This window comes from Flavobacterium pectinovorum, from assembly GCF_900142715.1.
GTDB lineage: Bacteria > Bacteroidota > Bacteroidia > Flavobacteriales > Flavobacteriaceae > Flavobacterium > Flavobacterium pectinovorum.
In genome coordinates this window covers 79,009-91,376 of the sequence record NZ_FRBX01000007.1, presented here as the reverse complement: position 1 = coordinate 91,376, position 12,368 = coordinate 79,009, and the positions used below count along the sequence as shown (strand labels likewise).

The 12,368-nt window shown below is 34.6% G+C and carries 11 protein-coding genes; 4 read left to right on the top strand and 7 right to left on the bottom strand.

Annotation, left to right across the window (positions count from 1 at the left end; all coding sequences use genetic code 11):
• Positions 1–5: 5 nt before the first annotated feature.
• Complete coding sequence (locus BUE22_RS20780) at positions 6–1,448, bottom strand: c-type cytochrome (protein ID WP_073398076.1); 1,443 nt, start codon at positions 1,446–1,448, stop codon at positions 6–8.
• Positions 1,449–1,827: 379 nt separating this feature from the next.
• Between BUE22_RS20780 and BUE22_RS20775 the strand changes: the two genes are divergently transcribed.
• Positions 1,828–2,580 (top strand): carbonic anhydrase family protein, encoded by a 753-nt coding sequence (locus tag BUE22_RS20775; RefSeq protein ID WP_073397917.1) that lies wholly within the window; start codon positions 1,828–1,830, stop codon positions 2,578–2,580.
• Positions 2,580–3,371, top strand: coding sequence for a DUF2490 domain-containing protein (locus tag BUE22_RS20770; protein WP_073397916.1), 792 nt, complete (start codon positions 2,580–2,582; stop codon positions 3,369–3,371). The genes BUE22_RS20775 and BUE22_RS20770 overlap by 1 nt, the downstream gene beginning before the upstream one ends.
• A 74-nt stretch (positions 3,372–3,445) precedes the next feature.
• Here the strand turns inward: BUE22_RS20770 and BUE22_RS20765 are convergent, their stop codons facing one another.
• The 4 genes from BUE22_RS20765 to BUE22_RS20750 form a co-directional block, all read right to left on the bottom strand.
• Positions 3,446–3,754, bottom strand: coding sequence for a YHS domain-containing protein (locus BUE22_RS20765; RefSeq protein WP_073397915.1), 309 nt, complete (start codon positions 3,752–3,754; stop codon positions 3,446–3,448).
• A gap of 115 nt (positions 3,755–3,869) precedes the next feature.
• Complete coding sequence (locus tag BUE22_RS20760) at positions 3,870–4,736, bottom strand: helix-turn-helix domain-containing protein (protein ID WP_073397914.1); 867 nt, start codon at positions 4,734–4,736, stop codon at positions 3,870–3,872.
• 36 nt (positions 4,737–4,772) lie between these two features.
• Positions 4,773–5,147, bottom strand: coding sequence for a hypothetical protein (locus BUE22_RS20755; RefSeq protein WP_073397913.1), 375 nt, complete (start codon positions 5,145–5,147; stop codon positions 4,773–4,775).
• A gap of 5 nt (positions 5,148–5,152) precedes the next feature.
• Complete coding sequence (locus tag BUE22_RS20750; RefSeq protein WP_073398075.1) at positions 5,153–5,767, bottom strand: SCO family protein; 615 nt, start codon at positions 5,765–5,767, stop codon at positions 5,153–5,155.
• A gap of 273 nt (positions 5,768–6,040) precedes the next feature.
• On the opposite strand from BUE22_RS20750, the gene BUE22_RS23775 reads away from it, so the two are divergent.
• Complete coding sequence (locus tag BUE22_RS23775) at positions 6,041–6,217, top strand: hypothetical protein (protein ID WP_159438491.1); 177 nt, start codon at positions 6,041–6,043, stop codon at positions 6,215–6,217.
• A 748-nt stretch (positions 6,218–6,965) separates the two neighbouring features.
• Positions 6,966–9,740 (top strand): aconitate hydratase AcnA, encoded by a 2,775-nt coding sequence (gene acnA / locus BUE22_RS20740; protein WP_073397911.1) that lies wholly within the window; start codon positions 6,966–6,968, stop codon positions 9,738–9,740.
• Between the two features lie 105 nt (positions 9,741–9,845).
• Here the strand turns inward: acnA and BUE22_RS20735 are convergent, their stop codons facing one another.
• Both BUE22_RS20735 and BUE22_RS20730 read right to left on the bottom strand, forming a co-directional pair.
• Positions 9,846–11,480, bottom strand: a complete 1,635-nt coding sequence (locus BUE22_RS20735) for an NADP-dependent glyceraldehyde-3-phosphate dehydrogenase (protein WP_073397910.1) — start codon at positions 11,478–11,480, stop codon at positions 9,846–9,848.
• Between the two features lie 112 nt (positions 11,481–11,592).
• The gene (locus BUE22_RS20730) at positions 11,593–12,207 is read right to left on the bottom strand and encodes a pyridoxamine 5'-phosphate oxidase family protein (protein ID WP_042562819.1); all 615 of its coding nucleotides are present in this window, start codon (positions 12,205–12,207) and stop codon (positions 11,593–11,595) included.
• Positions 12,208–12,368 lie beyond the last annotated feature (161 nt).

Here is a 12,368-nt window from a genome sequence, read left to right as displayed (position 1 = left end):
CTTTATTATTTTTTATTTTCTAAAACTGCTTTTGTGTTTTGCAGCTCACTCACCTTTACCCCTTCAGACTGTGCTCCTTCAAGCACATCGCCCGTATCCTGAATGTTGCGGATATAAGCAGCAAGGGCTTCACTCTCTTCCTGCGTGCCCGGAAATGGCGGCATATACGTTCGCCCGTTGTGCATATTGGGTATGTAGGACGCCATAGAATTGATATCAAGAGGTTTTCCAATGCCGTACATGCGCTCAAAAACATCTACAACACTGTTGACGCCTTGTGTAGTATGGCAGCGACTGCAGGCAATAGCAAAAACATTTCTGCCAGCTTCAATTTTATTCTCCGGTGTTATTTCTGTAACGGTTGTATAAGTGGCATTTTTCAGTAGTCCAAATTGTTGGTACACAGGATAATCTTCTTCTAATAATAAATTAGAATACATATAACCTCCAATTACATAAGGTTTTCGGACAAATTCTCTGACCCTTTCAAAAAATCCTAAATAGGCGAAAGCCATCAACACCGGGAAAAAGACAATATAACTCTTCAGCCATTTGGATTTATATAAACCTATGATGGCCATAATCAATGAAGATGAAATTCCGAACAGGATAAAATACTTCATTAAATCGTAATACTTATTAAAATCCATGGTCCCAACGGCTGTACTCATATTGGCAATCATGGCTTCGGGAATAGAATTATAGTAAATAACTGCTCCAAGAAGTGAAATTGGTGCCCAGAAAATAATCCATTTTGAAACATACTTAACGGCTTTTAATCTCAATTCTGTCTCTTTTTTAAAGAAAAGCGTTACCAGCAGCATACCAAAACTACCCGCCACAAGCATGGCCGTTGGAGTCCTAAACAATAATTGTGGAAGATAAATTGGGTTGGTAAAACCGTTAAGCAGGCTCTTATGTGTGTTCCAGTTTCCCGGATCCATCATAAAACTTAAAATAGAAACAATAATCGCCATCGTTATCCAGGAGAACAAACTTAAAAACCATCCAAAACGAATGTGCAATAATTTCGCCCTGAGCGATGTGTTGCTGCTTTTCCATGTCAAAAAATAAATCATGATCAAAATGACTTCTGTAACAAATACCAGCCATTCTATAAACCATGCCCAGTAAAAAACGCGAATTAAACTTCCGATAGATGTTGGACTTACAAGTGCCACAGAAAACCAAATTCCCACTCCGGTCATTGCGCCCAATGTTGTGGTAATGATGAAAGCTACTTTCATCATATTATAAATTCTGTTATCCCAGTCTAAGTTGGTAATCTGATCCCTGCCACTATTTTTTACCCCTTTTTGCTCCAGCCAGGTTATAAGGGGCATAAAACCTACCGCTAAACCGTGATTAATCATGACGTGAATAATGGCAATTATGGCAATAAGCATTCTGTTGTTAAGCCAGTCTAAATGAAACATTGGAAAGTCCATAAATTGTTTTTTTCTGCAAATTTCGGGCAGTACTCCAGAAATTGCTAAAAACAAAAAAGCAGAACGTTTATAAAAACGTTACTCTCAGATTCGTTAACAGTACTTTTTATAGTGTCTTTTATTCCGTTGAATTTAGTTTTTCAATACTATGAATTTGCTAAATACACCTTTTGAAGATTTAAAATAACATAGTATTATGATTTTCAGATCAGAGGGTAAATTTTGGGATAAATAATTGATTAAAAACTAAAAAGCTGAGAGGCTGTTTGAAAGTAGGGAAAAAACCTCTATCCTTGTTTTATATAAAATTCAAAGCATAACACCGGAAATGCCGAACACCGTTTTACAAAGTAGGCAGATTTTAATTTAAAATAAAGAAATGGAGAATCAACTAAAATCAATAGTAATGCTATGTGCAGCTGTACTTTTGGTTTCTTGCAACAACGCCACAAAAACGAAAGAACCAAATTCAATTTCTAATCCGGCAGAAGATTTAAAACCTGTAATTTCTCATGTAATGACCAAGGAAGAGCAAACCAGACTTACGCCTGATGCTATTTTACAGGAATTTATTGAAGGGAATAAACGTTTTCAAAGCGGGACGACAACGGTGCGTGATCACAGTAAACAAGCAAGAAAATCGGCGCCGGGTCAGTACCCAAAAGCAGTTGTTTTAAGTTGTGTAGACAGTCGTGTACCTGTCGAAGATGTTTTTGACCAGGGGTTAGGTGATATTTTTGTCGGACGTGTAGCGGGGAATTTCGTAAACGAAGATTTATTGGGCAGTATGGAATTTGCCTGTAAAGTTTCGGGTGCAAAATTGGTTTTAGTAATGGGACACCAGCATTGTGGAGCCATAAAAGGCGCAATTGATGATGTAAAATTGGGTAATATTACAGCTATGCTTTCAAAAATAAAACCGGCTGTAGCAATAAGTCAGAATTTTAATGGTGAAAAAACGTCTAAAAATGATAAATTTGTAAAATACGTTTCAGAAAACAATGTAATTTATACTATCGATCAAATTCGTAAAAAGAGTCCTATTCTTAAAGAAATGGAAGATAAAGGTGAAATTAAAATTGTTGGCGTGTTTTATAATTTAACAGACGGAACACTTGAATTTTTAAAATAATGAACATTAAGAATTATTTATGGACCATCCTTTTAGTTGGTGGTTTACAATCGGCAATTGGCCAAAACAATCGCATACATACCGATAACAATATTGGATGGTACAATTTTTTCGGAACATTTAAAATATCCGAAAAATTTGGAATCCATACCGAATACCAATGGCGTAGAAATGAATTCATTACTGAATGGCAGCAAAGTTTATTGCGTGTTGGAATAAATTATAACTTAAATTCAAGAGTATTATTTAGAGTTGGATATGGCTGGATAGAAACTTATCCGTATGGCGAAATCCCGATAAATGGAATGGGCAGGGATTTTACCGAACACCGAATTTTTGAAATGGTACAGCTTGGCCATAAAGAAGGAATAGTTGATTTTTCGCATCGATTTATGCTGGAACAAAGATTTGTAGGCCGTTACAGTTCATTAGCAGAAACAACAGAAGACGAATTTCCGTTACTAAACAGAATCAGATATATGATAAGGGTTCAGGTTCCTTTAAAAGGGAATGAAATAAAAGACAAAACACCTTATTTGGCTTTCTATGATGAAATTTTTATTGGTTTTGGAAAAAATGTCAATGTCAATATTTTTGACCAAAACAGAATCGGAATTTTATTAGGCTACCGATTTAATAAAAATGTACGAATTGAAGGAGGTTATCTTAATCAAACCGTACAGTTGGGCCGACTAATAAACGGACAAAACGTTTTTCAAAACAATAACGGATTTATATTGAATACCAATTTAAATTTTGACCTGACCAAAACAAATAAAACCGTTGAGTAGAACGCATTTAGAATTACATAAAAAAAGCTGAAAAGTGTTACTTTTCAGCTTTTTTATTTTGTTTGTCTTTAGAATTACTTCTGATTCTTAGAAAGGTATTCATCTGGTTTTCTCATAAAATCTTCTTTGCAGACTGATGAACAAAAACCGTATAATTTTCCTTTGTAGGTAACGGTATCGCTAACACCGTATTTGCTTATATCCATCTTACAGCTAAAATCTATTTTGCTGGCATAAGTCAATTTATTGAGCGGATTTTTAGGATCTTTATAAAACTCCTCTGACTCCATAGCATGCGGGTGATCGTGAGGATGTTTTTTTTCTTCTTTTTTGTTACAACTTATAATAGTGACAATTAAGGCAATTAAAAGAAATTTTTTCATTGTATTTAAGTTTAGATTATTTTTTTTTACTGTGGAATGAGGATTACTAAACCCATTCCTGTTTATTAAATTTCAAATTGCAATTAGGTAATCTGCATGCTTAATTTGATGTTTTTTACTGGTTTGATAATCTGCGGAACTGCTCTGGTGTTTTGCTCGTTTGTCTTTTAAAAAAAGTAACAAAGTAGGACGCGTTTTCAAAACCCAGCTGATCTGCAATTTCATTTATAGAATAATTCGTAAAATGAATAAGCCGCTGTGCTTCTATAATAATACGTTTTCGTATCAGGTCGCCTGCGGTATTATTTGTAACCTCCTTACAGATCTTGTTGAGATAATTGGGCGTTACGTTGAGCAGGTCTGCATAGGCAGCGGGCATTTTTTTCAATTTAAAATCTTTGTCTATCAATTTTTCAAATTCTTTTATTTTCTGCTGTTTTGGAGATGTATTTACAACAAATCCAAAAGGATGATAAAGCCGCTCTAAATCGAAGAGCAAAATATTGAGATACGACCGAAGGACTTTTACAGATTCTCTTCTGTGGAGACTGAATTCCTTAAAAAATATTTCAAGCAGGTACATCCACTTATCTTTTTCCTCATCACTAAGTCTTACAAATAATTTGGAAGTATCGTGAAGAAACGAAAATTGGTCTAAAATATTATTGTTGTAACGCAGTGAAAAAAATTCTTCCGTAAAACAGATTATTTTTCCTTTTGCTTTCCTGTTCATGTCTATACTACTTATACAGCGTGGTTTAATAGCAACGACCTTGGCATTATCCAAACGTATTTTCTGATTATCAATACTAATTTCTCCCTCTGCATCATCAATAAAGATAAGCATAAAGAAATCCTGCCGATGAGGATATTCTAATACCGGAAATCGTTGCAGCAGGTTCATCAGATTATCCATCCAGAAATGACTCTCATTATTTGTAAATAAGTCCAGACCGCAGACTGGTATTTCTGATAGTTGCATTTTTTTGATTTTATGATTAATACTAAAACGACAGTATTAACCACATCTGGGAGGATGGTAAATCGAAAAAATAAAATTAGACTTCTGCCTGTCTGTCTGCATTACAGGATATTTTTTTTCGAATGAAAAATATATCGCCGTGAATGAAAAATCTGCCGGAGCCTCTAAAAAAAGCTGCACTTCCTTATATGTTACCGTTGGAAATTTCTGTTCCTCCTTATCATTTGCTTTTAATTTATTTTCGAGATAACATTTTCCGTTACAGATTGGAATTGTATCAAACCTATTGATACAGACATTTTTGGAAATATAATCCTGATTGAGGTAAAAATCACCAATAATCCAGATACTGCCTGCATTTTGAAATACAAACAGCATAAGAATAAATAAAGTGATACCTTTTTTTATCATGACTATTATTGGTTGGGTTCTTCTTCTAAAAGATTTTTCACATCAGCAATCAGCCTTTCGGTTTCTTTTGGATTTGTACCGTCATAAACTCCGCGAACATGCCTGTTTTTGTCAATAAGCAGGAATCCGCCGCTGTGCACAAAACCTCCCGGCTCATTTTTATCCGGATATGCCGTTGCAAAATAACTTTCGGTTGCAATTTTATAGATGCTGTCTTTGTTTCCCGTAACAAAATGCCAATTCTTTTTTATGCCTTGATCTACGGTATAAGACTTTAGGCGAAGTATAGTATCATGATCCGGATCTATGGTGTGAGAAAGAAACAACACCTCATCATTTGTTTTGTAAACATCATATACTTTTTTGAGCTGTGTATTCATTTTTGGACAGATCGTAGGGCACGAAAGAAAAATAAAATCCGCTATATAGATTTTGCCGTCAAACTTACTGTTGTTGATCTGAAGGCTGTCCTGATTCGTAAAAGAAAAATCTTTGATACGAGGATATTCGGTTTGATTTCCTTTAACAATCGGATTTCCTAAAATGGGAAGTTTTTCCTGTGCTTTCTCACATGATATTATGAGTAGAGAATGTAGCAGAATCAAAACTATTTTTTTCATATTTTCTATTTTTTGGGTATTGATACAGTCGCTCATTTTAAACGACTGTAGATTTTTTATATTAATTATTTCAAGAGATTTTATCTGTAAAGTTTTGTCGGCAATCACAATACCGAACAAGACTCCTAAGATATTATTATAATTGATTAAGAATCTGTTACAGAATGTGAATTCACCAAAACCATTTCCATCTTTCTGTATTCACAATAAAAATGAACACGGAAAAATTAATTTAGTTACTAACAACAATACAACTATCATATACAAAAGCACATGACAAATTATCTCAATGAAATGGGAAAAAGTTTAGATTATGAAATAGCGACGGGTGGTCGAAAAGTAAGCGAGGAAACTCCATTAGGTTTGCTATTTAGAAAAGCAAAAGCCTTTTGTTGTAATTCTAATAAAGGGATTACAGTAAAGTTTACGTCAGACGAAATGCAGATATAAATAAGCTCTGCTTTTTCTTTCAGGCTGTCCTGCATTTGTTTTTCGTTATCAGAATATTTCTTTAAGCTTTTCTGCAGTTCGCATCGCCCGTTACAGGAGTTAAAAATCTGTTTACGTTGGACACAGATTGTTTTGGCAATTTCCTGCTGATTTAATTTAAATGAAGCATAAACAAACATACTACCAAAGGATGGCAGAAAAAGAAGTCCACAAAGTAATATGATAATATACTTTTTCAAGAATGTCAATTTGTTTATAAGTGCAAAAATAAACTAATTTTAGTTTTATTCTGAAGAAACTTCTTGGTTCCTTAAAACATTAATCAAGATATAGTGATTACTTACAATCCTGCACAAAATTTTCAAAAACTAGCAATTTAGTATTAATGAGCGCCTATGGAGTCCTGCTCTACAAAATGCAAAATATATTTCTATCTTTTAAATTCATTAAATAAGGTAAAGACATGATGTTACATTGATTTGTAATCTATAAGTATGTTATAAGAGAATTTACATCTTGAGAAATAAACTTTTTTTCATAATTATCGAAAAAACACTATCAAATAACGATATATCATAAACATATTTAACTAACTTCACATAAAAGTACTAAAAATCAATACTTTAAAAATACGGCAGACTTTTTGGCAATAAAACTTAAGTTTATGAACCAAAAAAGTAATTGATCAATAGCTGTATATCTACACGTTCAATTGTATCACACCATTTTAAATTAAATACTGTTAATTATGCAAAACGACATTTATCAAATTAAAAGGCTGTTAACTTCTAAAAACAAGACTTTTTCTTATTACAGTCTTGCCGAAATGGAAAATCAGGGATTTAATATTAAAAAAATGCCATTTTCTATTCGGATTCTTTTAGAAAATGTACTACGAAATTATGATGATTTTGCCATCACAAAAGAAAACATCGAAACCCTGCTGAACTGGAAACCAGAAGCTTCTGATAAAGATATTCCCTTTAAACCTGCGCGTGTACTTATGCAGGATTTTACGGGAGTTCCGGCTGTTGTAGATATTGCCTCTCTAAGGGCTGAAGCACAGCGCAGAGGGAAAAATCCCGATATGATAAATCCATTGATTCCTGTAGACCTGGTTATCGATCATTCTGTACAGGTTGATTATTTTGGAACGGAATATTCCTATTTAAGTAATATGGAAGAAGAATACAAGCGTAATTCTGAACGTTATGAATTCTTAAAATGGGCCCAGCAGTCCTTTAGTAATTTTAGTGTTGTTCCTCCTGGCATGGGAATTTGCCATCAGGTTAATTTAGAGTATTTATCTAAGGGTGTGATTGAAAGAAACGGAGAAATTTTTCCGGATACATTGGTTGGAACCGACAGTCATACGCCAATGGTAAACGGAATAGGTGTAATCGCCTGGGGCGTTGGAGGTATCGAAGCCGAGGCAGCTATTTTAGGACAGCCTATTTATTTTATTATGCCGGAGGTTATCGGACTTAAGCTTACGGGGAAAATTCCGCTTGGTTCAACAGCCACAGATATGGTACTTACTATTGCAGAGCTACTTCGAAAATATGGTGTTGTCGGTAAATTTGTAGAAGTATTTGGTCCCGGACTTGACAGTTTAAGTGTTCCTGATCGTGCTACTATTGGTAATATGTCTCCTGAATTTGGCTGTACTGTTACCTACTTTCCTATTGATGAAAAAACATTGGAATATATGCGCCTAAGCAACCGTTCTGAAGATCAGATTGATTTGGTCGAAGAATATTGTAAAGCTAATTTATTGTGGAGAACAGGCGATGAATCTATAACCTACACTGACATTCTTGAACTTGATTTATCTACTATAGAACCCACTATTGCGGGACCAAAAAGACCTCAGGATAAAATTTTGCTTAAGAATTTACAGCCTTCTCTTGTAGATATGCTCGACAAAAGCTTTGGAAGAAAAAGTCTTCCCCAAAAACAAGTTGTTCGTTGGTCGGGCGAAGGAGGTTCGCAGCCAATACAGGGAGATGCCGTAATTTCCGAGAATGCAAAAATTGAAGAAAAAGTAGAAGATGGTATAAAAAGCGTTGCCGTAACTTTAGGCAATGAACAATTTATGCTCTCTGATGGCGCAGTTGCTATTGCTGCTATTACATCATGTACCAACACTTCCAATCCTTATGTAATGATTGGTGCGGGACTTGTTGCCAAAAAAGCCAGAGAAAGAGGGCTTAGTGTAAAGCCGTGGGTAAAAACTTCACTTGCACCGGGCTCAAAAGTAGTAACCGACTATCTCGCCAAAGCAGATTTATTGGGAGATCTTGAAGCTTTAAAATTTCACGTTGTGGGCTACGGATGTACTTCCTGCATTGGTAATTCCGGTCCTTTGCCTGCTCATATTGCCAAAGCTATTGAAGATCATGACCTTGTTTTGGCATCTGTTTTATCTGGTAACCGAAATTTTGAGGCGAGAATTCATCCTCAGATTAAAATGAATTTTTTAATGTCGCCCATGCTTGTGGTCGTTTTTGCACTTGCCGGTAAAGTAGATATTGACTTAATGAATGAACCTGTAAGTTTTGATCCAAATCAGCTGCCTGTTTACCTAAAAGATATCTGGCCAACAGATGATGAAATCAATCAGGTTTTAAGCGATGTTTTATCTCCTAAACAATTTGCTAAAAGTTATGAAACTATTTTTGACGGAAACGAAACATGGCAAAAATTAAAAATACCGGAGCAAAAAATATATGCCTGGGATGATCAGTCTACTTACATTAAGGAAGCTCCATTTTTTAAAAATCTTACTGAATTCCCAAAAGAATTACAAGATATTGAAAATGCCCGTACTTTACTGGTTCTTGGAGACAGTATTACTACAGACCACATTTCTCCTGCGGGTTCTTTTAATGAGAAATCTGCAGCCGGCAAATATTTATTAGGCAGAAATGTTGAAAAAGCCGATTTCAATTCATACGGTTCCCGTCGTGGTCATGATGAAGTTATGGTTAGAGGAACCTTTGCCAATGTCCGCATTAAAAATGCTTTGGCAGATAAAGAAGGCGGTTATACCAAATATCTTCCAACAGGTGAAGAAATGAGTGTTTATGATGCTTCAGTACAATATAAAGCCGCTAATACTCCGTTGATTATCCTTGCAGGAAAAGAATATGGCAGCGGATCATCAAGAGACTGGGCTGCAAAAGGAACTTTTTTATTGGGTGTAAAAGCTGTACTTGCTGAAAGCTACGAACGCATTCACCGAAGCAATTTGGTAGGTATGGGAGTATTGCCTTTACAATATAAAAATGGAGAAAATGCTTCAAGTCTTGGACTTACCGGAACTGAAATTTTCTCTATATCCGGAATCGCACTGGATATAAAACCTCTAAAAGAGCTACAAGTAGCTGCTGTGAAGGAAAATGGCGAAGTGATCCATTTTAATGTTATTGCCAGACTGGATTCAAAAATTGAAATTGAATATTACAGAAACGATGGAATATTACAATATGTTTTAAGACAATTTCTTCAAACAGCAGAATAAATTTATATTTTCGAATTGAAATTAGTATAAGTAATTAAATAACAAAGGCTGCAATAAATTGCAGCCTTTGTTATTTAAACCGATAATGTAGTTTGTCCTTAAATTCTAAAATATATAATCTGTACTTAAAAAATTAGAATCATGATCTCTTATAATAGAATTAAATAATTTTTTATTTGCATCTGTAGATTTAGTCGCCACAAGGGAACGTATTGAAAAAGATCGTAAAGCATCAGATATTGATAAAGTTCCTTCTGCGCTGTCTTTTCTTCCTGTAAAAGGAAATACATCCGGTCCGCGCTGTGAAAGACAATTAATATTAACGCGGCTTACCAGATTAACAAACGGATCAATAAGGCTTGAAACTTCTTTTGGGTCTTCGCTAAAAATACTAACCTGCATACCATGCGAAGCATTAATCTGATAGTCTATTGGTTCGTCTATAGAATCAAAAGGCACAACCGGAATTATGGGTCCAAATTGCTCTTCATGATACAATTTCATTTTATCATTTACAGGATATACAACAGCAGGAAAAACTAATGAATGATTAGAATAACCGCCATTCTCATTTATGATTTTTGCTCCATTTGCCAAAGCATCATCTAAACAAGTTTTAAGATAAGCCGGTTTGTCAAATTCAGGAAGTGGTGTTATTTTAACGTCTTTTTCCCATGGAAGTCCCGGTTTAAGAGCTGCTACTGCATCGCTTAATTTTTCAACAAATTCATCTGCGATTTCTTTTTGTACAAAAATTAGTTTTAATGCCGTACAACGTTGTCCGTTAAATGATAACGATCCTAAAAGGCATTCACTTACTGCCACGTCAATATCGGCGTGTTTGGTTACAATTGCTGCATTTTTGGCGTCAAGACTTAAAATAGATCTTAGTCTGTTTGCTTTTGGATGTAATTTCTTTAACCCATTTGCGACATTACTTGAGCCTATAAAAGCCAATACATTTACTTTGCCGCTTTCCATTAACGGAGAAATGATTTCAGCTCCTCTGCCGTAAAGTGTATTTACAGTTCCCGGAGGAAATGCTTCTTTAAAAGCATTAAGCAAAGGATAATGCGCTAAAACTCCATGTTTAGGTAATTTAAACAAAATAGTATTTCCCATTATAAGAGCGGGAATCAAAGTGGTGAAAATTTCATTAAGAGGATAATTAAATGGTCCCATACTTAGAACAACTCCCAATGAAGATCTACGAATTTGAGCCAGAACGCCTTCTGCTTCCTCAAATCTTGATGATTGTCTGTCCAGATCTTTTAGTGCATCAATAGTAGCATTTATGTATTCTACTGTTCTGTCAAATTCCTTTGTTGAATCCGGAAGGCTTTTTCCGATTTCCCACATCAATAATTTAATGACCAACTCCCGTTGTTGGATCATTAGGTATACAAATTTCTGCATACATTTAATCCTGTCTTCAACACTCATAGTTGGCCAGACACCTTGTCCGTTATCATAAGCCGCAACTGCTGCATCCAGAGAAACTAAAGCTTCTTTGGCAGAAGTATGCGGAATTGTTCCTACTAACTTGCGCTTAAGTCCTTCGGGACCAGGAATAAAAACCGGTGAAAAAACTTCGGTAACTTCACCATTCCAGGGAACTAACTTCCCGTCTAATAAATATTCACGCTGATGAATTTCAGAAATCTGATATTCCTGAGGAATTAAGTTTTCCTCCACAAACAGACTGTCAATAGCAGTCTGGGATACTTTTAAATTTTCCATATTCAATAAATTATTTTGTAATCAGGCTTTTCAATAAAAATGTACTACTAATTTAAGATATTTAATTCTTTAACAATCATAAGATCAGGATTATTAAACAAGCATTGTAACTTTATTTATTCGACAATTTTGATTCGAGTTCTTTTATCTTATTTTCTAGGTTTTTAATGTATTCTCTTTGTGGCAGTAAAGCTTCTTCTATCTCTTCTGTTGTATAACGAGGTGTTATATGCTGTGGACAATTCCAGTCGTATGCCTGAATTTCAAAAATCATCATTCTTTCTGGTTTAAATTTGTAATCTGCTGGTTTCAAAAGATTATATAATTCTTCATTTTCTTTTAAATCAACAATTTTTGCGTGTGCATAAATCTTTAGCCTTGCTCTTTGTGGATATGATAGCAGTATTAAAGCTACATTTTCATTTTTAGAAATATTACCTGTCGAAATATATTGTCTGTTTCCTACAAAATCTACAATGCCAATGGTTTTATTATCTATCACCTTAATAAATCCTGCCGGCCCGCCACGGTGTTGGATGTATGGATATTCATTTTCACCAAAACTAGCCATATAAAAACTATCCCTATCACCAATAAAATTAATTTCGTTATCTGTAAGTCCATCAACAACCGACATTTTTTCCATACGGTCATAAGTACTTCTGCTTCCAACTTCTTCCTGTATTTTTTTTATGGCATCCGTAAACGCTAATTGTGAGTAGTTCATGTTTTGATGATTTTAGTTTTCTAACTATTGTGAAAAGTCTAATTTAAGGGTCATCAATGCTAATATTTTGAATGTAAAAATGTCCTTAATATTAATATATAAATTTAATAGATTTCTTTATATAACTTTTCTTTTACGATCAGTAATATCTATGACCCAAA